Origin of the sequence: Curtobacterium sp. Arg-1 (genome assembly GCF_025643395.1) — a bacterium.
Taxonomy (GTDB): Bacteria; Actinomycetota; Actinomycetes; order Actinomycetales; family Microbacteriaceae; genus Curtobacterium; species Curtobacterium poinsettiae.
The window spans coordinates 1,060,605-1,083,022 of record NZ_CP095731.1; the positions used below are offsets into that span (position 1 = coordinate 1,060,605).

Genomic DNA, 22,418 nt, shown 5'->3' on the forward strand with positions numbered 1-22,418 from the left:
CCCGGACGGCGTCGTGCGCCGGCGGGACGATGAGTTCCAGCCTAGCGACGCCGCGTACGCTCGGATCGTGACCGAGACGACTGTGGACAACCCGACCGACCCCACCACCGAGCGCACCGCCGTGGAGTTCTGGTTCGACCCGAACTGCCCCTGGGCCTGGATGACGAGCCGCTGGGTGGGTGAGGTCGCCGAGCACCGCGACCTCGACGTGACGTGGAAGGTGATGAGCCTGTTCGTCCTCAACGAGGACCAGGACGTGCCGGACAGCTACAAGGAGCGCCTGCACGCCGGCCAGGTCTACCCGCGCATCGTCACGGCGGCGAAGCTCCGGCTCGGCCAGGACGTCGTGAAGCCGCTGTACGACGCCCTCGGCGAGCACATCCACCTCCGCCAGGAGTCCGACCCCGAGCAGGTCGTCCCCGCCGTGCTCGCGGAGCTCGGCCTGGTCGCCGACCTGCTCGAGTACGCCTGGACCGACGAGGTCGACGCCGCCGTGCGCGCCAGCCACCAGGACGGCATCGACCGTGTCGGGCAGGACGTCGGCACGCCGGTCATCGCCGTCGAGGGCACCGCATTCTTCGGACCGGTCATCTCCCCGGCCCCCAAGGGCCGGGAGGCGCTCGACCTGTGGGACGGCGTCGTCGCCGTCGCGAAGGTCCCCGCGTTCTTCGAGCTCAAGCGCTCGCGCACCGTCGGCCCGATCTTCGACACCACCGACTGATCCGGCGCCGACCGGCGAGGGACGGGTGGCCGGGAGGCCCGTGGTGCGCCCGCCCCGCCCGTCGCGTCAGACGAGCGGCAGCCGCATGAGCTTCAGGTCGAGCCAGCGGTCGAACTTGCGTCCGACCTCGGGCACGACAGCGACCGTGGCGAAGCCCAGGCGTTCGTGCAGGGCGATCGACCCCGTGTTGGTGCTGCAGATCCCGGCCATCATCACGTGTCGGCCCTCGGCGGTGGCCCGCGCGACCAACTCGGCCATCAACGTCGTCGCGATGCCCCGGCCGCGGGACGCCTCGACCACGTAGACGCTGTGCTCGACGGTCTGCCGGTACCCGTCCGGCTGCCGCCACTGCGAGTACGTCGCGTAGCCAGCCACGACCCCGTCGACCTCGGCCACGACCACCGGGTACCCGCCGCCCTGCCGCTCGGCGAGCCACCCGTCGAAGTACGGACGCGGGTGCGGGATGTCCTGCCAGATGGCGGTGGAGTGCAGCACGGCATCGACGTGCAGGGCGTGCACGACGTCGAGGTCGGCCGGGGTGCAGTCGCGGATCACGACCCCGTTCGTCGCATATGCTGTCGTCATGTCTCACATCGTAGACGACGCGCATGCCGATCCCGCAACCGGCGCCGACGACACCTCGGTCGCCGAGCAGCGGGCGCTCGGCGAACGGCTCCAGCGCCTCCGCACCGAGCGCAGGTGGAGCCTCACCGAGCTCGCCGAGGAGTCGGGCGTCTCCCGGGCGATGATCAACCGCGTCGAGCGCGGGGTCTCCAGCCCCACCGCGACGATCCTCGGCCGGCTGTCCGGCGCCTTCGGCCTGACGATCTCGCAGCTCCTCGACGATGCCCTGGAGCACGAGGTGCCCAGGGTGACCGACCCCGACGAGGCGCGTGGGGTGCAACGCGGCGCGACCGCCGATTCCTGGACCGATCCCGACACCGGGTACCGCCGCCGTCCGGTCTCGAGCGCGGCGTTCCCCGCCGACGTCACCGAGGTGCGCCTCCCGGCCGGCCGCGAAGTGGCCTACCCGGCGTCCGCCTACGCGTTCCTGCGGCACTGCATCTGGGTCGTCGACGGCGTGCTCGAGGTCGTCGTCGGCGGTGAGCCGACGCGGCTGGCGGCGGGGGACCGGATCGAGCTCGGCGACCCCGCCGACGTCGTGTACCGCAACCCGGGCGAGGACCCCACCCGGTACCTCGTCGTGGTGGTCCGCGCACCGTAGTCCGTGGTGGTCCGGGCCCCGGAGCCGCAGGAATAGGATCGGTTCCATGCGCATCCACCTCGGAACGGACCACGCCGGCCTCGAGTTCAACAAGACCCTCGCAACCCACCTGACTGAAGCCGGGCACGAGGTGGTGGACCACGGTCCGACCGAGTACGACGCGCTCGACGACTACCCCTCGTTCTGCATCAACGCCGCGCACGCCGTGGTGCAGGACCAGCGCGACGGTGTCCAGGCCCTCGGTGTCGTCTTCGGCGGTTCCGGCAACGGCGAGCAGATCGCCGCGAACAAGGTCGAGGGCATCCGGGCCGCGCTCGTCTGGAACGAGTCGACCGCGCTGCTCGCCCGTCAGCACAACGACGCCAACGTCATCTCCATCGGCGCGCGCCAGCACACCGAGGACGAGGCGATCCGGTTCGTCGACCTGTTCATCGCCGAGCCGTTCTCGGGCGAGGAGCGCCACGCCCGCCGCATCGCCCAGCTCGCCGAGTACGAGACCACCGGGCTGATCGCCGGTCGCCAGATCGACGCGTAGGGCTCGGACCCACGGTCCAGCAACACCGAGCAGCACCGAGTAGACAAGACCAATGCCCGAGGGTCACTCCGTCCACCGCATCGCCAACCAGTTCACCCGGCACTTCGTCGGCAAGCGCTGCGAGGTGTCGAGTCCCCAGGGCCGCTTCGCCGCCGGGGCCGCGCAGCTCGACGGCAAGCGCCTGATCGCCGCCCGGGCGGTCGCGAAGCAGATGTTCCTGGAGTTCGAGGACGACCTGTTCCTCCGCGTCCACCTCGGCCTGTACGGCGCGTGGGACTTCGCGGGCGTGATCTCCACCGCCGAGGCGCTGTCCGACGACGACGACCGCGAAGAGTCGCTCAGCTCGATCGGCGCACCGCGGCTCGCCCGCTACCGGATGGCCGAGCAGGAGAAGGCGGAGGACCCGATCGAGTCGTTCCCGCCGGACCCGGTCGGCCAGGTGCGCGTGCGGATCCTCACCGAGGACACCGTCGCCGACCTGCGCGGCCCGACCGCGTGCGTCGTGGAGACCCCGGCCGAGGTGCAGCGCGCGCTCGACAAGCTCGGCCCCGACCCGATGAACGACGACGGGCCCGAGGCCGAGAAGACCTTCGTCGACAACGTCCGGAAGCGCAACGTCGCGATCGGGCAGCTGCTCATGGACCAGTCCGTGGTGGCCGGCATCGGCAACATCTACCGCGCCGAACTGCTGTTCCGGCAGCGCATCGACCCGTACAAGCCGGGCAAGAAGATCACCGTCAAGCAGGCCAAGGCGCTCTGGGCGGACTGGTCGAAGCTGCTGCACGACGGCGTCCGCGACGGTCTGATGATGACGATGGACGACCTGTCCGAGGCCGACCACAAGAAGGCCCTGCGCTCCCGCAAGGACCGCCACTGGGTCTACCACCGTCAGGGCGAGCCCTGCCGGGTGTGCGGCACCGAGATCCGGATGGCCGACATGGCCGGCCGGAAGCTCTACTGGTGCCCGAAGGACCAGAAGTAGCCCACGGAACACGGACGCACCCGCCCGTCCTCCTGCTCACAGCTCCCGGTACGTGAACCGCCCGGCGACGGCCGTCCCGAGCACCCGCATGCCGCGCAGAGCGGCGGACGATGCCGCCAGCGGGTCGGACTCGACGAACACCAGGTCCGCCACGTCGCCGACGGACACCCCGACCCGCCCGTCGGTCGACCCCTGCCACGCGACGAGCGACGAGAGCCGTTCGGCCGGGTGCCACGGATCGCGGCCGTCGCGGTCCCGCCCGACGGCCGCCGCCATCGAGACCCACGGGTCGAGCGGCGCCACCGGGGCGTCCGACCCGAGCAGCAGGCGCGCTCCGGCCCGTGCGAGCGAGGCGAAGGCGAACGCCCGGTCGGTGTACCGGGCCCAGTGCCGGTCGGCGATGTCCCGGTCGTCCATGGCGTGTTCGGGCTGCACCGACGCGGCGACCCCGAGCCGGGCGAACCGGTCGACGTCGGTGTCGACGAGCAACTGCGCGTGCTCGATCGTGCCGCGGGTCCCGACGGTCTCGAAGACGTCGAGGGCCAGGGCGTTCGCACGGTCGCCGATCGCGTGGATCGCGGGGACGAGTCCGGCGTCGACGGCACGCCGGGTGATCGCGACGAGGTCCTCGAACGGCCAGGCGAGCACGCCGGAGCCGTCGGTCATCGCGGCGGTCCGCGTGCCGAGCGACCCGTCCGTGACCACCTTGAACGGTCCCATCGTGAGCAGCCCACGGGTGCCCTCGACCACGTCGCCGGTGCGCAGCCCCCGGGCGATGGCCTCGTCGAGCTCGGCCGGGTACACCCCGGACGCGACCCGGATCGCGTCGGTGCCGGCGTGGATCCGGCGGCGCCAGCGGTCGAGCCCGAAGCGCATCTCGAGGTCGACCACGCCCGTCACCCCGCGGGCCGCCGCTGCTTCGGCAGCGTCCGCCACGGACGCGTCGAGCGCATCGTCCGGCACCTGCGACAACGCACCGGTCACGTCGAACGCGTCCTGCTCGCGCAGGACCCCGTCCTCGCCCGCCTCGAGCGGGCGGCCGACAGCGGCGGAGAAGTGCGCGAGCGCGAGGGCGTTGCACCACACCGCGTGCAGGTCCGCGCTGATGACGACGGTCGGGAGGCTCGGTGCGGCACGGTCGAGCAGCTCGCGTCGCGCAGGGCGCGGCCACGTCCCGTCGCGGTAGCCGTGTCCGACCAGGACGCGGTCCGTCACGCCCGCCCGCGCGACGGCGGCGAGCAGGTCGGCGGTCGCTTCGGCGGAGTCGCAGCCGGTGACGTCGACACGGCGGCGGACGAGCGCCCACTGGTCGAAGTGCGTGTGGTGGTCGCGCAGGCCCGGACCGAGCCAGGCGCCGCCGGCCTCGACCACGTCGGTGTCGACGCTCGAGGGGTCGAGCGTGCCGGTCGGGGCGATCTCGGTGACGCGACCGTCGACGATGCGGATGTCGGCAGGGGCCCCGGAGGTGCCCACACGCCGGACGGCGCGCAGCAGGATCTCGCTCATCGAGCCTCCTGGTCGTCAGCGCGCGCAGCGTGCGCTCGTGCCATCTCGTCGGCGAGCGCCGGCGACGCGTAGGGGCCGTCGCCCCGCAGGCCGGCGACGATGCGGTCGATCACCTCGGGGGCCTTGTTCTGCGACAGCTTGGCGCGGGCGTCGAACCGGGTGACGCGGATCCGGATGCCCACGGTGCCCTTCGCGATCCGGCGGGCGGTCTCCTCGTCGACCTGCAACGACACGGGCGAGGGCATGACGTGCTCGAAGTGGTCGACGAGTTCGCCGAGCACCCGGAAGTTCTCGTCGTCGGACAGGATCTCGGGGGTGCCCCAGACGTGGGCGGTGACGTGGTTCCAGGTGGGCACGAACTGTTCCGGCGGGTACCAGGCGGGGGAGACGTAGCCGTGCGGGCCCTGGAACACGACGAGGACCTCGTGCTGTCCGAGTTCGTGCGCGACCTCGTCGGGTCGGCCGACGTGGGACACCAGGACGAGGGCGTCCGGGTCGTCGTCGGGGCCGGGGGTCTCGAGCAGCACCGGGTAGTGCGAGGCGACCAGTCCGTCCGCGGTGTGCGACACGATCGTCGCCCACGGGTTCCCGGTGATGAGGCGTCGGACCTCGTCGACGTCGGTCAGCAGGAAGTGCGGTGTGTGGCGCATCCTCCGAGCGTGGCACAACGAGCCGGGTCCTGCGACGGGCGTGGTTTCGCTGGTGTTTCTGCGCGGTAAAACTCTCAGAGCGCATTGAAAGAAGTCTTGTGGTCGGGATTCGAACCGTCCTAGCTTTCCCACCACGACGACCGGGCAGGGATCCGGCCGCACCCGATCGAGGAGAGATCATGCGACGCAGGACGATCGCCGCGCTGGCCGCGGCGGCAACCTTGGCCCTGGTGGCGACCGGCTGCTCGGCGGGCGGCACGGCCGACGACGACGCTCCCTCGAGCCTGGTGTACGCGACCGGCGAGCCCGACCACCTGACCCCGGGCCGGCAGACCGTGGCCTTCGACCAGGTGATGAGCGTCTTCGCACCGCTGACCCAGACCGACGCCGACGGCGACCTGCACGACGTCGCGGCGAAGAGCGTCGAGAGCGACGACGCCACCACGTGGACGATCACGCTGCGGGACGGCTGGACGTTCCAGAACGGCGAGCCCGTCACGCCGGAGAGCTACGTGAAGGCCTGGAACCACGTCGCCTACGGCCCGAACGCATGGGAGAACAGCGGCCAGCTCGCCGGGATCGTCGGGTACTCCGACCTCAACCCGGCGAAGGGCACCCCGAAGACCAAGGAGATGTCGGGGCTCAAGGTCACCGGCAAGGACACCTTCACGGTCACGCTCACCCACGCGGACAGCCAGTTCCCGCTGCAGCTCAGCCAGGCCCAGACCGCGTTCTACCCGATGCCCGAGGCCGCCTACGACGACCTGAAGGCGTACGACGAGAAGCCGATCGGCAACGGCCCGTACGAGATGACGAAGGCATGGAAGGCGGACCAGGAGTTCACCGTCACGGCCTGGAAGGACTACGAGGGCACGAAGCCCGCCACCGACGAGGTGACCTTCCGCAGCTACTCCGACATGAACACCGCGTACACCGACGTCCTTGCCGGCAACGCCGACGTGCTGTTCCTGCCGACCGACAAGATGACGAGCGCGAAGGCCGACTTCGGCGACCGCCTGCACTCCTTCGACGCCCCCGGCATCGACTACCTCGGCTTCCCGCTGTGGGACGACCGGTACTCCGACCCCGACGTGCGCCGCGCGATCTCGATGTCGATCGACCGTGACCAGGTGAACGACGCCATCTACGGCGGTCTGTACGAACCGGCCACCGCACTGACCCCGCCGTCGATGTCCGGCACCGAGGAGGGCATCTGCGGCGACGCCTGCGAGTTCGACCCGGCGGCGGCGAAGAAGCTCCTCGCCGGTGCCGGCGGGTTCGACGGCACCATGACGCTCGTCTACCCGGGCGGTTCCGGCCTCGACTCCCTGTACGAGGCGTACGCCAACCAGATCCGGCAGAACCTGGGCGTCGACGCCGAGGCGAAGGCCACCACCGACTGGGCGTCGTACTACTCGGAGCTCACGGACAAGAAGGTCGCCGGCCCGCACTTCGGGCACTGGGGCGCGCTCTACATCAGCCAGCAGAACACGCTCCGCGCGCTGTTCACCACGGCCGGCGGGTGCTCCCCGTGCACCGGGTACTACCAGTCCGACGACGTCGACTCGCTGCTCGCGAAGGCCGACTCCGCCGGGTCCCAGGACGAGGCGAACGGGTACTACACGAAGACGCAGCAGGCCGTCCTCGAGGACTTCCCGATCGTCCCGACCTTCTTCGACAAGTACTCGTACGTCACGAGCGACAAGATCGCGAAGCTGCCGGCGGTGGCGGGCAGCCCCGTGATCGCGCAGATCGCCGTGAAGTAGGGCGGAGCATGGAGCAGCACACCGTCCTCGACCTGGTCCGCGACGTCCCCGACCACGACGGCTTCCCGCTCGTCGACGACCTGCACGCCCGGTTCGCCGCGCTCGCCGCGGCGCACCCCGACCGGGTCACGGTCACCCGGATCGGCACGAGCCGCCTCGGCGAACCCCTGCACAGCTACCGCATCGGCACCGGGTCGCACGCGGCCGTCGTGGTCGGCGGGGTGCACCCGAACGAGCCGATCGGTTCGTGGACGGCGCTGCACCTCGCCGAGACGGCCCTCGGTGACGAGCGGGTGCAGGCGCTCGACGTCACCTGGCACATCGTCCCGACGATCGACCCGGACGGCATGCGGCTCAACGAGGCGTGGTTCCACGACCCGCACGACCGGGTGTTCTACTCGCGCCACTTCTACCGGCCGGCCCCGGACAGCCAGGTCGAGTGGACGTTCCCGAACAGCTACAGGTCGGTGTACTTCGACCAGGTGCTGCCCGAGACGCTCGCGTTCATGCGGCTCATCGACGACACCGAGCCGGAGCTGCTCGTGAGCCTGCACAACGGCGAGATGGGCGGCGTCTACTACTACCTGTCCGAGGACCTGCCCGACGTCGTCGACACCCTGCACGCGGTGCCCGCCGCCCTCGGGCTGCCGCTCGACACCGGGGAGCCGGAGTCCCCGTACCTGCGGGAGCTCGCACCGGCGGTGTTCGCGATGGACGGCATCGAGACGGCGTACGCCTACCTCGAGGAGCTCGGTGTCGACCCGGGTGAGCACATCCACGGCGGGTCGAGCGCGGCGTGGGCGATGCGGCACGGGGCCCTCTGCATGGTGGCCGAGCTGCCGTACTGGAGCCACCCCGACGCCGACGACCAGACCGCGACCGACGAGTCGTACGCCGACCTGCTGCGCCGGTGCGCGGACGAGCTCGGCGCCTCGGGTGCGGAACTGCAGGCGTTCCTCGACGAGGCGTCGCCGATGCTCTCGATCCCGTCGCCGTTCGTCGAGGCCTCCCGGGCGTTCGTGCCGTTGCTCGCCGGGATGGCGGACACCGACCGCCGCCGCGCCGAACGGGAACCGGCGGACCGGACGGCCACCGTCGCGGAGCGCTTCGGCTGCGAGGACCTGGTCCGCTGCTTCCGCCTGCGCTACGGCGGCATGCTCCTGCGCGCCGTCGAGGCGGAGACGACCGCCGGCACGGCGTCCGCGCCGCTCCGGCGGCTCCGCGACCGCCTGGCCGAGCGGTACGCGCACTGGCAGGCGGACGCGTCGACGGGTGCCGAGCCGATCCCGGTGGGGAAGCTCGTGGGCGTGCAGTACGGGGCGATCCTCGCCTGCGCGAGCCACGTGGCGGACCCGACCCGTGCCTCCCGTCCGGTGTCGGCGGCCGTGTCGGGAGGCGCGTGATGCGTCCGACGCTCGCCGTCGGTCGCCGGCTCGGCGGCCTGGTCATCGTGTTCCTCGGGGTGACCTTCCTCATCTACGCGATGACGTTCGTGCTGCCCGGCGACCCGATCAAGGCCCTCGGCGGCGAGCGCCCCCTGACCGACTCGGTCGTGCGGGCGCTGCGGGCGGAGTACCACCTGGACCAGCCGCTGTGGCTGCAGTACGTGCAGTACCTGGGCGGCCTGTTCCGGGGTGACTTCGGCACCGACTTCAACGGGCAGTCCGTCGGCGAGCAGATGGCCTCGCGCTGGCCGGTGACGATCACGCTGGCGCTCAGCGCGTGGGCGCTCGAGATCGTCCTGGGCATCGGACTCGGCGTGGTCTCGGCGCTCAAGCGCGGCACGGTGCTCGACAAGACGGTGCTCGTCGGCACCATCGTCGTCGGGGCGGTCCCCGTGTTCGTGCTCGGCGTGGCCCTGCAGCTGGTGTTCTCGGTGCGGCTGGACTGGTTCCCGGTCGCGGGCGTCACCGCCGGGTGGCCGACCGCGTACGTCCTGCCGGCGTTCGTGATCGCCCTGTTCGGCCTGGCCGCGGTGTCCCGGCTCACCCGGACGTCGATGATCGAGACGCTCGACGCCGACTACGTGCGGACGGCCCGAGCCAAGGGGCTCGCCCCGGGTCGGATCGTCGGTGTGCACGTGCTGCGGAACTCGCTCATCCCCACCGCCACCTACCTGGCGACCGACCTCGGGTACCTGATGGGCGGCACGGTCATCATCGAGGGCATCTTCAACCTGCCGGGCGTCGGGAACCTGCTGTTCCAGGGCATCCGCTCGCACGAGGGTGCCGTCGTCGTCGGCATCTCGACCGCCCTCATCCTGGTGTTCCTCGTCACGAGCGTGCTCGTCGACCTGCTGCACGCCGCCCTCGACCCGCGCGTCCGGACAGGAGCCTCCCGATGACCACCGAAGCCCTCGGCGCCACCGTCGAACCCGTCGTCGGGGTCCGGCGTCGGCCACTGCTCGCCGCCGCACGGACGCCGGGGTTCTGGGTGCCCGCGTCGGTGCTCGTGGTGGTCCTGCTCATCGCGGCGTTCCCGCAGCTCTTCGCCGGACTGTTCGGCCACGGCGACCCGCGGGTGTGCGACCTCGGCCGGAGCGGGGCGTCAGCGAGCGCCGGGCACCCGTTCGGCTTCGACCTGCAGGGCTGCGACGTGTACGCGAACGTCATCTGGGGCACCCGGTCGTCGATCGCCGTCGCGGTGCTCACGACCCTGCTCGCCGGCATGGTCGCGGTCGTCGTCGGGACCGTCGCGGGCATGGTCGGCGGGTGGGTCGACGCCGTCCTCGCCCGGCTCACCGACGTGTTCCTCGGGTTCCCGTTCCTGCTCGGCGCCGTCGTCGTGCTGAACAGCGTGGGGGAGCGGTCGGTGCTCACCGTGTCGCTCGTGCTCGCCCTGTTCGGGTGGCCGACGATGGCGCGGCTCGTGCGGTCGAGCGTCCGCAGCGTCCGGGGCGCCGAGTTCGTGCTCGCCGCCCGGACGATGGGGCTGTCGACGTGGCGGATCACCACCCGGTACGTGCTGCCGTCGTCGATCTCGCCGCTGCTCGTGCTCGCCACCATCACCGTCGGCGGGGTCATCGTGTCCGAGTCGTCGCTGACCTACCTCGGCATCGGGCTGGAGCGTCCGGCGATCTCGTGGGGGCTGCAGCTGTCCGCGGCGACGTCGCAGTTCCTCCGTGCCCCACACATGCTCATCGCGCCGGCGGCGTTCCTCGCCGTGACCGTGCTCGCCGTCATCGCGCTCGGCGACACGCTGCGCGCCGCGCTCGACCCACGTCGGCGCTGACGTGCGTCGCGGCGGACGCCGCAGCGATCGACGCGCCAGACTCGAACCACCGCCCCTCGAAAGGACCACCGTGACCGACACCCTCTCCGCCTACCGGAAGACCCTGCCCTACATCCGTGAGTGGGTGTCGTACAAGGTGTGGCAGCTGCGGGTGCCCGGCGTGCAGGTCGCCGTCGGCTTCGGCGGCGAGGTCCTGTTCGACGAGGCCTGGGGCTACGCCGACGTCGAGGCCGGGCGCCGCCTGACCACCACCGACCTGTTCCGCATCGCCTCGCACTCGAAGACGTTCACCGCGACGGCCGTGCTGCAGCTCGCCGAGCGCGGGTCGCTCCGCCTCGACGACGCCGTCGGCACGTACGTCCCGGCGCTGGTCGACGGTGGCTCCCCGCTCGCCGACGCCACCCTGCGCGAGCTGATGGAGATGGGGGCCGGCGTCATCCGCGACGGACACGACGGCGACTACTGGTCCCTGCTCCGCCCGTTCCCCGACGGGCAGGAACTCCTGGCGCTCGTGCTCGACCGGGGCCAGAAGGTACCGACCGGCTCGTCGTTCAACTACTCGAACCTCGGCTACTCCCTGCTCGGCCTCGTCATCGCCGCGGTGTCCGGGCAGTCGTACAACGACTTCGTGCGCGAGTCGATCACCGAACCCCTGGGCCTGCGGAACACCGGCCCCGACTGGGACCCCGCACGCGCCGACGACTTCGTGGTCGGGTACACCGGGTTCCACACCGCGCGGCACCGGCAGCGCATCGACCACGTCGACACCCGCGCGATGGCCGCCGCCACCGGGTTCCACGGCACCGCGTCCGACCTGGTCCGCTACTTCTCGCAGCACGTGATCGGGCAGGGCACCCTGCTCGACGACCACTCCAAGCGCCTCGCACAGCGGAAGGCCTGGAGCGCCACCGACGACCCCGCGGCCCGCGGCTACGGCGCCGGGTTCATCGTCGACCGGATCGGCGGACGCGAGATCCGCGGCCACTCCGGCGGGTTCCCCGGCCACATCACCCAGTCGATGTTCGACCCGGCGTCCGGGCTCGTCGTGTCCGTGCTGACCAGCGCCGCCGCCGGACCCGCGACGGTCATCGCCACCGCGGTCATCGCCATGCTCGACGCCGCGGCCGACACCGACGCCCCGGGGACCCCGGTGCCCGACGACGTCGACACCACCACGTTCACCGGACGCTTCGCGAACCCGTGGGGTGTCACCGACGTCGCCCGGATCGGTGACCGGCTCGTCGAGGTCGACCCGTCCGGCCCCGAGCCGATGGACACCCCCACCCGGCTCGAGGTCGTCGACGCCGACACCCTGCGGATGACCCACGGCAACCGCTTCGGCTCCGTCGACGAGGACATCACCTACACCCGCGACGACGACGGCACCGTGCGGGCGATCCGTGGCGGTGGCGGCATGTCCCAGGAGCCGTGGTCGATCCCGGACGAACGACCCGAGGTGGCCGCCGGACTGGCCTCGTGACCGACGACCGGGGCACCGACGGCACCGACGGTGTCGGCACCGACGCCGACGACGACCGGCTGCTCGGACCGGAGCGCCAGGCCTTCGTCGAGGAGTTCGCCCTGATGCTCAACGACGGCGCGGGCATGCCCCTCACCGACGCCCGGGTGCTCGGCTACCTGATGATGACCCGCGCACCGCACTCGTCGTCGTCCGACCTGCAGGCAGCGCTCGGCGCCAGCTCGGGGTCGGTGTCGATGGCCACCCGACGGCTCGTCGACTCCGGCTTCGTGAAGCGCCACATCGTCCCCGGCGAGCGCAGCCACTACTTCCGTGCCGAGGCCGACGTCTGGGGCTCCTGGCTCGCCAGCGAACGGAAGTACCTCGACCGGCAGCGCGACATCATCGGCCGCGGGCTCGCCGTCGTCGAGGGGGCCGGCCGCACCGGCACGGGCGACGTGGACGCCGAGGTCCGCGAACGTCTGCTCAACGGCCGCGACTACATGCAGTGGCTGCAGGGCTACCACCGCAAGATGCTCGAGGAGTGGGAGGCCTTCAAGGCCGCCCGCGACGACACCGACCCCCCGGAGACCCCATGAGCGGCACCACCGACGTCCTGACCGTCGAGCACCTCACCGTCACCTTCGACGTCGACGGCGAGGTCGTCCGTGCCGTCGACGACGCCTCGTTCACCGTCGCCCGGGGCGAGGTCGTCGCCGTCGTGGGGGAGTCCGGCTCCGGCAAGAGCATGACGGCGATGACCGCGATGGGCATCGCCCCCGACGGCGCCCGTGCCTCGGGGAGCATCCGGCTCGGCGACCTCGAGGTCGTCGGCGCCGACGAGCGCACCCTCCGGTCGGTCCGGGGCCGCAGCGTGTCGATGGTCTTCCAGGACCCGTCCGCGGCCCTGAACCCGGTGTTCACCATCGGGTTCCAGCTCGCCGAGGCGGTCCGACGCACCGACGGCCCGCACGACCGCGCCGCCGTCCGGGAACGCTCGCTCGAGCTGCTCCGCGCCGTGGAGGTCCCCGAACCCGAACGCCGCCTGGGCCAGTACCCGCACGAACTCTCCGGCGGGCAGGCCCAGCGCGTGATGATCGCGATGGCGCTCGCCGCGGGCCCGGACCTGCTCATCGCGGACGAGCCGACGACCGCCCTCGACGTCACCGTGCAGGCCGAGGTGCTCGACGTCCTCCGCGCGCTGCGTGAACGCACCGGCACCGCGATCCTGCTCATCACCCACGACATGGGTGTCGTCGCGGACCTCGCCGACCGCGTGGTCGTGATGCGCCGCGGCCGCGTCGTCGAGACCGGCACCGCCGAGGCGGTCTTCGCCGCACCGTCCGCCGAGTACACGCGGGAACTCCTCGCTGCGGTCCCGCGCATGGGCACCGGGTCCGGTCTGGAGGCCCGGCTCGGCTCCGCCACGGAGCCCCCGGCCGCCGTCCTGGACGTCCGGCACCTCGTGGTCGAGTACGGCGGCGCCCTGCGGGGCCGGTTCCGTGCCGTCGACGACGTGTCGTTCACCGTCGGCCGTGGCGAGATCGTCGGCCTGGTGGGGGAGTCCGGCAGCGGCAAGACCACCATCGGCCGGGCCGCGGTCGGCCTCGCGCCGATCACCTCGGGCTCGGTGGTCGTCGAGGGCACCGACGTCGCCGGCGCACGACGAGCCGCCCGACGGCAGATGCGCCAGCACGTCGGCGTGGTGTTCCAGAACCCACTCCGGTCGCTCAACCCCCGGTACACCGTCGGGCAGACCGTCGCCGAGCCGCTCCGCCAGATCCTCCGGCTGCCGGCGGTGCAGGTCGAGGAACGGGTCGAGCGGCTCCTCGCCGACGTCGGTCTCGACGGCGGGTACGCCGAGCGCTACCCGCACGAACTCTCCGGCGGCCAACGGCAACGCGTCGCGATCGCCCGCGCGGTGGCGCTCGACCCCGCGCTCCTGATCGCCGACGAGCCGACGAGCGCACTCGACGTGTCGGTGCAGGCCCGCGTGCTCGACGTGTTCCGCGAGCTGCAGGAGCGCCTCGGGTTCGCGTGCCTGTTCGTCACCCACGACCTGGCCGTGGTCGACACGCTGTGCGACCGGGTCGTCGTGCTGCACGGGGGCCGGGTCGCCGAACAGGGAACGCGCGACGCCATCCTGCGCTCGCCGCAGGACCCGTACACACGACGGCTCATCCAGGCTGCCCCGGTGCCGGACCCCGGGGAGCAGGCACGACGGCGTTCCGAGCGTCTGGCTGCCCGCGCGGGCTGAGGCGGGCGGGAGTCCGGGTCAGCGCACCTCGGCCGAGGCCCACAGCACGCCGACGCCGCGGCCCACCGGGCGCAGCAGCGGCACGGCGACGAGCACCGCGGCGGCCAGGTACGCGACGGTCTGCAGCAGGCCCGGGACCGCGAAGGCGACGCCGAGGGACTCCTGCGGGAGTGCCGTGAGGAGCACGGTGTTCGACAGCAGCGCGGTGACGAACCACGCCGCAGCCGCCACCGTGACGATCCAGCCGAAGGCCCGCTGCGCACCCGGTTCGCTCCGGACCGTGACGACGCCGAAGGCCACGAGCGCCGCCTGCGCGACGACGAGGAACACGTCGATCAACAGTCCGGGAACCAGCGACACGAGCGCGAACGCGAGCACGGACACCGCGAACGTGAGCGCCCGGCGGTCCCGAGCACGCACCGCGGCGACGAGCACGACGGCGGCGGCGATGCCCCCGACGACCGTGGCGCCGAGGAGCAGCCCGCGGGGCAGGTCCCAGGGCGCCAACCAGACCGTCCCGACCAGTCCGGCCGCTCCGAACACCAGCGCCGCCACCACCGCGGCCGCCGACACCACCCGTACCCCCGTGCTGCTCTGCATGCCCGCACCCTATGCCCCGGGGCGGCGCCAGCGGAACACGTTCCCCGCGGTTCGGCGCCCCTGGCGACACGCCCGTCGGGCACCGGGTCGTCGTCCAGACGGCGCGGTCGACTTGACGGCTGTTCGAACACACGTTCGAATACCGTCGTGGGACGGCGTCGCGAGAACCGGTGGCAGCCCCCGGAACACCCGGAGGTCGAGCGTCCGCGCGCCTACTCCCTGTCCGAGGACGCCCGCGGCGACGACGTCTGCCACGCCGTCACCCCGAAGCCGGTCTGGGCGTGGATCCAGTTCCCGACCTTCCACGTTCGGGTGAAGGCCTTCGCGAAGAGCTGGACCCGCGACGCCGTGCTCGTGGAGTGGGCGCAGTTCGGGCAGCAGGCCGAGGCGTGGGTGTGGCGTTCCGCGGTGAAGCACCGCACGCTCCGTGCCGACCGGGACAGCGCGAACCGGAGTCCGCAGAACGCACTGCGTTGACTTCCGCCCACACCCCGAGGATGGTTTAGCGAACACGGGTTCAGCAAGTAACTCACTGATCGAGGCATTCGGTCCGGACCCGTGCTCACGAAGGAGGCACCATGAAGAACGCAGCGGTGCCGTCCTGGGTCGCCCACGTGCTCACCCCGCCCGAGGTCATCAGCGCCTACGTCGAGCGTCGGATCAACGATCCGGCCCTGCTGTCGGGTGAGCAGTCGGAACCCACGTACGCAGACTTCCTGCGCGACGAGTAGACGGACTTCTCAGGAGGCCCGGATCACGCACCGCCGTCGGCGGACGTGATCCGGGCCTCCTCTTCGTTCACCCCACCGGTCCGCCACGTCGGCGACGCGCCGACAGCGTCACGCCGACGCTCGCGGCGGTGACGCACGCCAGGGCGACCGTCTCGAGCACCGACAGCCCCTCGGCCAGCACCACCAGGCCGGCCAGGGCGGCGATCGCCGGGCCGAGGCTCTGCAGCACCCCGAACACCCGTGTCGGCATCCGGCGGAGCGCGAGCATCTCGAGGGCGTACGGCAGCACGCTGGACAGCACGGCGACGGCACCGAAGACGAGCAGGAGCGCCGGTTCGCGCACGACACCGTCGACCGCGGACCGGAGCCCGAACGGCAACGACACGAGCATCGCGACCACCATCGACACGACGAGCCCGTCGACACCGGGGATCGCGGCGCCGACGTGCCGGTTCATCACGATGTAGCCCGCCCAGCAGCCGGCCGCGAGGACCGCCCAGACGACCCCGCCCACCTCGGTCACGGCGGTCGGGCCGACGCCGAGCAGCACGACCCCCGCGAGCGCCAGCACGGCCCACAGGGCATCACGCCAGCGCCGGGTGTGCACGAGCGACAGGGCGAGCGGCCCGAGGAACTCGATCGTCACGGCGACACCGATCGGGATGCTCGCGAACGACAGGTAGATGAAGACGTTCATGCCGCCGAGCGCCAAGCCGAGCCCGATCGCACCGAGCCACTGCGCCCGCGTCCAGTGCCGGACGCGGGGACGGACCACCAGGGCGAGGACGACGGCACCGATGACGAGCCGGAGCGTGGCGGCCCCAACCGCACCGACGTCGTCGAAGTGGGTCTTCGCGATCGCGGCGCCGAGCTGGACGGACACCATCGCGGTGAGGGCCAGCAGGGGCGCGGGGACCCGGTTCATCACAGGGCTCGGCTCATCCGAGGTAGGCGAGGACGGCGAGGACACGGCGGTGGTCCTCTCCGGTGTCCTCGAGCGCGAGCTTGCCGAAGATGCTCGACACGTGCTTCTCGACGGCGCCGGTGCCGATCACCAGGGCGCGGGCGATCGCGGCGTTCGTGCGGCCCTCGGCCATCAGCCCGAGCACGTCACGCTCGCGCGGGGTGAGCGCGGCGAGCGGGTCGCGGCGGCGGCTCATCAGCTGCGTGACGACCTCGGGGTCGAGCACGGTGCCTCCGGCGGCGATGCGGCGGACGGCGTCGTCGATCTCCTCGAGCCGGGTGACACGGTCCTTGAGCAGGTAGCCGATGCCGGTCGCACCGGCGGCCAGGACGTCCTCGGCGTAGGTGGCCTCGACGTACTGGGAGAGCAGGAGCACACCCGTCCGTGGCGCGATCCGGCGGGTCTCGACGGCGGCGCGGACCCCTTCGTCGGTGAAGGTCGGCGGCATCCGCACGTCCATCACCACGACGTCCGGCGCACCCTCGGGCAGGGTCGCCAGGAAGGCCCGGGCGTCGGAGTACTGCCCGATGACGTCGATGCCGGCCTCGTCGAGCACGCGGGCCAGGCCCTCGCGCAGCAGGACGGCGTCGTCGACGACGACGGCCCGGATGCGTGCTGCATCCGGGCCGTCTGTCATGCCGACCAGCCTAGTGGGAGCGCGGGCGCCCCCGTGGGGTCACGACCGCTGGTTCGCCGCCGTCGGCACGCCGTTCAGGGCTCCGAGGGGGATCCGGGCGGTGGCCTCGGTCGGGCCGCCCTCGGGGCTCGAGACGACCAGGTCGCCGTCGAGGGCCCGCATGCGGCCGATCAGGCCCTCGATCCCGTGGCCCTGCTGCGGTCGTGCGCCACCCCGGCCGTCGTCGGTGACGCTGACCGTCAGGTACCAGAGACCCGAGGCGTCGACGACCAGGCCGAGGTACACCCCGGCGGTGGTGGCGCCGGCGTGCTTCATCGTGTTCGTCAGGAGTTCGCTCACCGTGAAGTACACGTTGCGCTGGATCTCCGTGGCGAGCTCCAGGCCCTCGGGCAGCCGGACGTCCAGGCCCACCGGGATCGGGGTGCGGGCGACCAGTGCCTCGAGCGCCGCGACGAGTCCGCGGTCGAGCAGGATCGGCGGGGCGAAGCCGCGGGACAGTGCGCGCAGTTCGTCGAGGGCGTCCTGGGCGTGCTCGGATGCCTCACCGATGAGCTGCTTGGCCTTCTCGGGGTCCTTCTCGAAGGCGCGCTCGGCGGCGGACAGGTCCATGCGGAGTCGCACCAGCCGCTGCTGTGGGCCGTCGTGCAGGTCGCGCTCGATCTGGCGGAGCGCCTGCCCCTCGGCGGTGACGGCACCGGCACGGGAGGCCTGCAGGCCGGCGACGCGCTGCTCGAGCTGCTCGGCCCGGAAGCCACCCAGCAGGCCGAAGTCGACCCAGTAGTGCGCGAGGACGGACCCGCGGGCCCAGAGCGGGAAGAGCACGACCGAAGCGGTCATCGACAGCAGGCCGAGGGCACCGACGCCGGTCACGAACCCGACGCTGTCCGTGAAGTAGCCGACCCGGACGTTGTTCGCGAAGTACAGTCCGCCCACGACGATCGGCCAGGCGAAGCCGACGAGCAGCAGTGCACCGGTCCCGACGGTCGCGACCGCGACGAGCGGGTAGACGACCGCGGCGTGCAGCAGGTAGAGCCAGTAGTGCGGGTTGGCGACTGCCGAGCCGGTGCGGGTCCACCAGTTCTGCTGCCAGCGGGGCGTCCAGTCCACCGGGCGGATCGGGCGTCGGTCGGCCCAGCTCATGCGGAGCTTCTCGAACTGGCCGAGCCACCGCGCCACGAACAGCGCGATGAAGAACATGAGCAGGACGAACGGGTTGAACAGGTCGCGGAAGCCGCCGCCGAAGACCGCCGCCGGGAACGCGAAGTACAGCGTGCAGAGCAGCACGGCGGTGAGTGCCATGTAGCCGAAGTCCCGCGGCAGGCGCCTCCACGCGTCACGGTAGAACTGTCCAGCGGTCATGCCGGACCCACGACCCGAACCGGGGCCGCCGACCGGGCCGGACCCGACCCGTGGGGTGGCGCTCCACGACGCCGGCGGGGACTGCCGGGCACCCTGAGTGTCCCCGGTGTCCTGCTGGTGCTGGCGCGGGTACTGGGGCATCGGCTTGGTGGCTCCAGGGGGCACGGACTCGCCCAGTGGGACGGTCTGGGCCTGGTCGGGCGAAGGCGTGACGTCGTCCAGCGGGACGGTTCGCGCCTGGTCGAGGCGGTCGGTGTCGGTCATGCATCCAGCCTCGCGATCGCGGAGCCGTTCCCCCATCCTGCCCTCTCCCCACCCCGGGTGGGGTTATCCCCCCTCTTCCACAGGTTGCCCGCTCCACGTCCGCGCGTCCTGCCCGTGGATCACGCTCGTCGGATGGGTGATGCGCTCCGAGCACTGATCGACGCCGTCGGGCTCCAGGTCGGGCCGGGCGCCGAGGTCCGCTCCGACGACGAGGCATGGACGCTCGACGTCGAACCGACGGGCACGCACGTCTGGGTGGCGACGCGGTCCCGCTCCGTCTGGATCCGGCGCGGAGACGACATCGCGATCGTCGACGCCGGCACCGCAACGCTCGGCCCGCTCGCCGACGAGGTCCTCGCGCTCCCACCCGTCGCGACGACCGGCCCGCCCGGCGCTCCCTCGCCCGACGTCGGCCTCGCGCTGCGCCACGTCGGGCACCTCGACGGCGGCAGGTGGCACGGCGCGCAGCAGCAGGCCCTCGCCCGGCTCGTCGTCACGACGGTGCTCCGCGACAACCCGCCCCCGATGCTCGGCGACAACGGTCTCGCGCGGATCCTCGACCGCCTGTTCGATCCGGCTGGTCAACCATCCGTGCGGACGCTCCTCGCCGACATCGACATGTCGGAGCGCACCCTCGAGCGCCGGTGCGCCGCAGCGACGGGATGCTCGCCCGCGCAGCTCGGCCGCTGGTACCGCAGTCTCGCCGTCCGGAGCGCGCTCACGCGGGGCGACCGCCCGGACGACGTCGCGACCCGCTTCGGCTTCAGCACGACGTCGTCCATGCGGCGGGCCCTCGACCGGGTCCGGCCCCCGACGAACCACCGGTGACCGTTGCCCGTGGGAGAAGGAGGTTCCGCTCCGCGTCGATGACGGTTCTGGTTCGCGATCCTCGGGTTTCGTGAACCAGAACCGTCACGGCGCGGAGAAGACCACGTCGTCCCGCGTCGGCGCAGTGCGGTGCGTGCGCGCCAGGTGCAGGCAGCCGCGCCGCGCTTCGGGAGCTGCGGCGGGCGCGGCGGCAGCGGGAGCGGGTCAGGTGGGGGCGCGGCGGCGGCGGGAGCGAGTCGTCGGCGCCGACGTCCGGTGCGGGTCAGGTGGGGGCGCGGCCGGTCGACTCGCGGACGCTCAGGGTGAGCGAGGGACCCGGGCGTGAGGGGAGCGGGGCGCTGGCGTCGATCTGCGCGCGCAGCAGGGTCGCCGCACGCTGTCCGAGCTCGACGGTGTCGCGGGTGAGCGAGGTGATCGCGGGGCGGACGAGCCGGATCATCGCCGAGTCGTCGAAGGACACGATCGAGACGTCCCCGGGCACCGCGACGCCCATCTCGCTCGCCACGCCCAGCCCGGCGACGGCGAGCACGTCGTTGTCGTAGACGATCGCGGTCGGCCGGATGCTCCGGGACAGCAGGGTCCGGGTGGCGCTCGCGCCGGCCTCGGCGGAGTAGTCGGTCGGTACGGACACCGTGTCGTCGAGCCCTTCGTCTGCGGCGAAGGCGCGCAGCCGGTCCATGCGCATCGCGGTGTGCTCGAACTCGGGCCGCCCGGCGACGTGGGCGATGCGCCGGTGCCCGAGCGCGTGCAGGTACCGCAGGACGGTGTCGGTGGCGTCCGAGTCGTCGATCCAGACCGTGGGGGCGGCGCCGTCGGGGGAAGGGTGCGAGCCGACGACGACGGTGGGCATGCCGAGGTCGGCGAGCAGGGCGAGCCGGGCATCGTCGCGACGGGGGTCGATCACGATCACGCCGTCGACACGGTGGCCTCGCCACCAGTCCCGGTAGGTCTCGAGTTCCTCCTCGGCGTCGCGCGCGACGAGCAGGTTCATGCCGACGTGGGTGCCGGCGAGCCCGAGTTGGATGCCGGAGATCAGGTCGCCGAAGAACGACTCCGTGCCCAGGGTCCGGGCCGGACGGTTCAGCACGAACCCGATGGAACCGGCCTTCGCGCCGCCGAGCGCCCGGGCAGCGGTGTGCGGTTGCCAGTCGAGCTCGCGGGCGATCTCGCGCACGCGGCGACGGGTCTCGTCGGAGACGCCGGGGCGGTCGTTCAACGCGAACGACACCGCGCTGATGGACACACCGGCCCGCGCGGCGATGTCGGCGATCGTCGTTCGACGCTTGGTGGCCACGGGGTTGACTATAGCGCTTTAGTCATCCACAGTGGCTGCCACACACGGGTTCGGTGACTGCTGCTGAACCGGTTCAGTTATGACGAGGGAGTCAGACGCCATGAGGACCACCACACGCATGACGAGGGGCCGCGCCACCGCGCTGCTCGCGACGGCCGCCGCCACGGCGCTCGTCCTGACCGGCTGCTCGAGCGGCGGGAACGCGGCCGACAACGGCGGCGGCGAGATCAGCGGCACCATCACCCTGCAGACCTGGGCACTCACGCCCACCTACACGGGGTACCTCAACGGGGTCATCAAGGACTTCGAGGAGGCTCACCCGGACGCCAAGGTCAAGCTGCAGGACCAGCCGGGCGACGGGTACGCCGACAAGGTGCTCAGCCAGGCCTCGTCGAACAGCCTGCCCGACGTGATCAACCTGCCGCCGGACATCGCCCTGCCGCTCGCGAAGCGCGGGTTCCTGCAGGACGTCGCGAAGGACGACTCGAAGCTCGCCAGCACGTACGTCGCCGGCGCGGTGGACTCGTACGAGTACAAGGGAGTGGACGGCACGTTCGGGTACCCCTGGTACCTCAACACCGACGTGAACTACTGGAACTCGACGATGTTCGCCAAGTGCGGCCTCGACGCGGAGAACCCGCCGAAGACCACCGACGAGCTGTTCACGCAGGCGAAGACCATGCACGACAACTGCCCGACCGACTACCTGATGAGCCGGAAGCCCGGCCTCGGCGACTTCACGCTCGCCGGCGTCAAGGTGCTCAACGCCGACGGCACGAAGTTCACCTTCGCCGACTCGTCGAAGGCCGCCGACCTGATCGACCGCTACAAGGACGCGTACCAGGACGGCTACATGCCCTCCAACGTGCTGAACAGCGACTACCTCGGCAACTCCACCCTGTTCACGCAGGCCAAGGTCGCCTGGACGACCGGTGGCGCCACCTCGCTCGCCGACTTCGAGAAGAACAACCCGTCGCTCAAGGGGAAGGTCACCGTCAGCCCCGCACTCGACACCCCGCCGCTCTACGTGCAGGGCCTGTCGGTGTCGAGCAAGTCGAAGCACCTCGCCACCGCCGAGGCCTTCGCGAAGTTCATGACGAACGCGGAGAACCAGGAGGCGTTCGCCCACAAGGTGAACATCTTCCCGTCCACCACGTCGTCGCAGTCCGACCCGTACTTCTCGAAGGACGACGGCACCGTGAACGGCGAGGCCCGGGTCCTGGCGAACGAGGCCCTGAAGTCGGCGAAGGTCATCAACCCGGTCGAGGCGAACTCCGCGATGACGGACTTCCTCGACCAGCAGATCGCGCTCGCGATGAAGGGGCAGGTGGCGCCGAAGCAGGCGCTCGAGACCGCCCAGACCAAGATGAACAGCCTGCTGGCCAACGGCTGATCCGGCCCCGACGAAG

The 22,418-nt window shown here is 71.8% G+C and carries 23 protein-coding genes; 15 read left to right on the forward strand and 8 right to left on the reverse strand.

Annotated features, from left to right (window positions below):
• The first annotated feature begins 160 nt into the window (after positions 1 to 160).
• Positions 161 to 721 carry a mycothiol-dependent nitroreductase Rv2466c family protein gene (locus MXD64_RS05090; RefSeq protein ID WP_263137436.1) on the forward strand — a complete coding sequence of 187 codons (561 nt, stop codon included), beginning with the start codon at positions 161 to 163 and terminating at the stop codon, positions 719 to 721.
• 66 nt (positions 722 to 787) lie between these two features.
• Here MXD64_RS05090 and MXD64_RS05095 read toward each other — a convergent pair whose 3' ends face one another.
• Positions 788 to 1,306 (reverse strand): GNAT family N-acetyltransferase, encoded by a 519-nt coding sequence (locus MXD64_RS05095; protein WP_263137208.1) that lies wholly within the window; start codon positions 1,304 to 1,306, stop codon positions 788 to 790.
• Here MXD64_RS05095 and MXD64_RS05100 point away from each other — a divergent pair.
• From MXD64_RS05100 to MXD64_RS05110, 3 genes are read left to right on the forward strand one after another with little or no spacing between them, the layout of a single operon-like run.
• Complete coding sequence (locus tag MXD64_RS05100; protein WP_111024194.1) at positions 1,305 to 1,946, forward strand: helix-turn-helix domain-containing protein; 642 nt, start codon at positions 1,305 to 1,307, stop codon at positions 1,944 to 1,946. The two genes, MXD64_RS05095 and MXD64_RS05100, sit on opposite strands and share 2 nt — an antisense overlap.
• A gap of 46 nt (positions 1,947 to 1,992) precedes the next feature.
• On the forward strand, positions 1,993 to 2,481 hold the full coding sequence (locus MXD64_RS05105) for a ribose-5-phosphate isomerase (RefSeq protein WP_140449357.1): 489 nt from the start codon (positions 1,993 to 1,995) through the stop codon (positions 2,479 to 2,481).
• A 52-nt stretch (positions 2,482 to 2,533) separates the two neighbouring features.
• Entirely contained in the window at positions 2,534 to 3,463 is a 930-nt protein-coding gene (locus MXD64_RS05110) for an Fpg/Nei family DNA glycosylase (RefSeq protein WP_017886030.1), read from the forward strand.
• A 36-nt stretch (positions 3,464 to 3,499) separates the two neighbouring features.
• Here the strand turns inward: MXD64_RS05110 and MXD64_RS05115 are convergent, their stop codons facing one another.
• Positions 3,500 to 4,969: an amidohydrolase gene (locus MXD64_RS05115; protein ID WP_263137209.1), complete on the reverse strand. Its 1,470-nt coding sequence runs from the start codon at positions 4,967 to 4,969 to the stop codon at positions 3,500 to 3,502.
• Positions 4,966 to 5,619, reverse strand: coding sequence for an FMN-binding negative transcriptional regulator (locus MXD64_RS05120; protein ID WP_140449359.1), 654 nt, complete (start codon positions 5,617 to 5,619; stop codon positions 4,966 to 4,968). Before MXD64_RS05120 ends, MXD64_RS05115 begins: the two co-directional genes overlap by 4 nt.
• Positions 5,620 to 5,798: 179 nt before the next feature.
• Between MXD64_RS05120 and MXD64_RS05125 the strand changes: the two genes are divergently transcribed.
• The 7 genes from MXD64_RS05125 to MXD64_RS05155 all read left to right on the forward strand — a co-directional run bounded on the left by MXD64_RS05125 (position 5,799) and on the right by MXD64_RS05155 (position 14,332).
• Positions 5,799 to 7,385: a peptide ABC transporter substrate-binding protein gene (locus MXD64_RS05125; RefSeq protein ID WP_040418899.1), complete on the forward strand. Its 1,587-nt coding sequence runs from the start codon at positions 5,799 to 5,801 to the stop codon at positions 7,383 to 7,385.
• A gap of 8 nt (positions 7,386 to 7,393) precedes the next feature.
• Entirely contained in the window at positions 7,394 to 8,788 is a 1,395-nt protein-coding gene (locus MXD64_RS05130; protein WP_263137210.1) for a M14 family zinc carboxypeptidase, read from the forward strand.
• Positions 8,788 to 9,729 (forward strand): ABC transporter permease, encoded by a 942-nt coding sequence (locus MXD64_RS05135; RefSeq protein ID WP_017886025.1) that lies wholly within the window; start codon positions 8,788 to 8,790, stop codon positions 9,727 to 9,729. Before MXD64_RS05130 ends, MXD64_RS05135 begins: the two co-directional genes overlap by 1 nt.
• A complete protein-coding gene (locus MXD64_RS05140) occupies positions 9,726 to 10,616 on the forward strand; it encodes an ABC transporter permease (RefSeq protein ID WP_017886024.1) in 891 nt (296 codons plus the stop codon). The genes MXD64_RS05135 and MXD64_RS05140 overlap by 4 nt, the downstream gene beginning before the upstream one ends.
• A gap of 70 nt (positions 10,617 to 10,686) precedes the next feature.
• Positions 10,687 to 12,096, forward strand: coding sequence for a beta-lactamase family protein (locus MXD64_RS05145; RefSeq protein ID WP_263137211.1), 1,410 nt, complete (start codon positions 10,687 to 10,689; stop codon positions 12,094 to 12,096).
• A complete protein-coding gene (locus MXD64_RS05150; protein WP_042538535.1) occupies positions 12,093 to 12,674 on the forward strand; it encodes a GbsR/MarR family transcriptional regulator in 582 nt (193 codons plus the stop codon). The genes MXD64_RS05145 and MXD64_RS05150 overlap by 4 nt, the downstream gene beginning before the upstream one ends.
• Positions 12,671 to 14,332 carry a dipeptide ABC transporter ATP-binding protein gene (locus MXD64_RS05155; protein WP_263137212.1) on the forward strand — a complete coding sequence of 554 codons (1,662 nt, stop codon included), beginning with the start codon at positions 12,671 to 12,673 and terminating at the stop codon, positions 14,330 to 14,332. Before MXD64_RS05150 ends, MXD64_RS05155 begins: the two co-directional genes overlap by 4 nt.
• Positions 14,333 to 14,350: 18 nt before the next feature.
• Here MXD64_RS05155 and MXD64_RS05160 read toward each other — a convergent pair whose 3' ends face one another.
• A complete protein-coding gene (locus MXD64_RS05160) occupies positions 14,351 to 14,932 on the reverse strand; it encodes a hypothetical protein (RefSeq protein ID WP_259552056.1) in 582 nt (193 codons plus the stop codon).
• Positions 14,933 to 15,079: 147 nt separating this feature from the next.
• Between MXD64_RS05160 and MXD64_RS05165 the strand changes: the two genes are divergently transcribed.
• Together MXD64_RS05165 and MXD64_RS05170 are read left to right on the forward strand one after the other, a co-directional pair.
• Positions 15,080 to 15,409, forward strand: coding sequence for a hypothetical protein (locus MXD64_RS05165; RefSeq protein ID WP_017886019.1), 330 nt, complete (start codon positions 15,080 to 15,082; stop codon positions 15,407 to 15,409).
• 101 nt (positions 15,410 to 15,510) lie between these two features.
• Positions 15,511 to 15,663 carry a hypothetical protein gene (locus MXD64_RS05170; RefSeq protein WP_017886018.1) on the forward strand — a complete coding sequence of 51 codons (153 nt, stop codon included), beginning with the start codon at positions 15,511 to 15,513 and terminating at the stop codon, positions 15,661 to 15,663.
• Between the two features lie 67 nt (positions 15,664 to 15,730).
• Here MXD64_RS05170 and MXD64_RS05175 read toward each other — a convergent pair whose 3' ends face one another.
• Genes MXD64_RS05175 through MXD64_RS05185 form a run of 3 tightly spaced genes read right to left on the reverse strand, consistent with a single transcriptional unit; the run spans position 15,731 to position 18,887 of the window.
• Positions 15,731 to 16,588: an EamA family transporter gene (locus tag MXD64_RS05175; RefSeq protein WP_056071412.1), complete on the reverse strand. Its 858-nt coding sequence runs from the start codon at positions 16,586 to 16,588 to the stop codon at positions 15,731 to 15,733.
• 13 nt (positions 16,589 to 16,601) lie between these two features.
• Positions 16,602 to 17,264, reverse strand: coding sequence for a response regulator transcription factor (locus MXD64_RS05180; RefSeq protein ID WP_027464682.1), 663 nt, complete (start codon positions 17,262 to 17,264; stop codon positions 16,602 to 16,604).
• 39 nt (positions 17,265 to 17,303) lie between these two features.
• Positions 17,304 to 18,887 (reverse strand): sensor histidine kinase, encoded by a 1,584-nt coding sequence (locus MXD64_RS05185; RefSeq protein ID WP_042538527.1) that lies wholly within the window; start codon positions 18,885 to 18,887, stop codon positions 17,304 to 17,306.
• 132 nt (positions 18,888 to 19,019) lie between these two features.
• Here MXD64_RS05185 and MXD64_RS05190 point away from each other — a divergent pair, with 132 nt between their 5' ends.
• Positions 19,020 to 19,715: a helix-turn-helix domain-containing protein gene (locus tag MXD64_RS05190; protein ID WP_263137213.1), complete on the forward strand. Its 696-nt coding sequence runs from the start codon at positions 19,020 to 19,022 to the stop codon at positions 19,713 to 19,715.
• A 262-nt stretch (positions 19,716 to 19,977) separates the two neighbouring features.
• On the opposite strand, the gene MXD64_RS05195 is transcribed toward MXD64_RS05190, so the two are convergent.
• Entirely contained in the window at positions 19,978 to 21,009 is a 1,032-nt protein-coding gene (locus MXD64_RS05195) for a LacI family DNA-binding transcriptional regulator (protein ID WP_263137214.1), read from the reverse strand.
• A gap of 118 nt (positions 21,010 to 21,127) precedes the next feature.
• Here MXD64_RS05195 and MXD64_RS05200 point away from each other — a divergent pair, with 118 nt between their 5' ends.
• Positions 21,128 to 22,402, forward strand: a complete 1,275-nt coding sequence (locus tag MXD64_RS05200; RefSeq protein WP_214533260.1) for an ABC transporter substrate-binding protein — start codon at positions 21,128 to 21,130, stop codon at positions 22,400 to 22,402.
• Positions 22,403 to 22,418 lie beyond the last annotated feature (16 nt).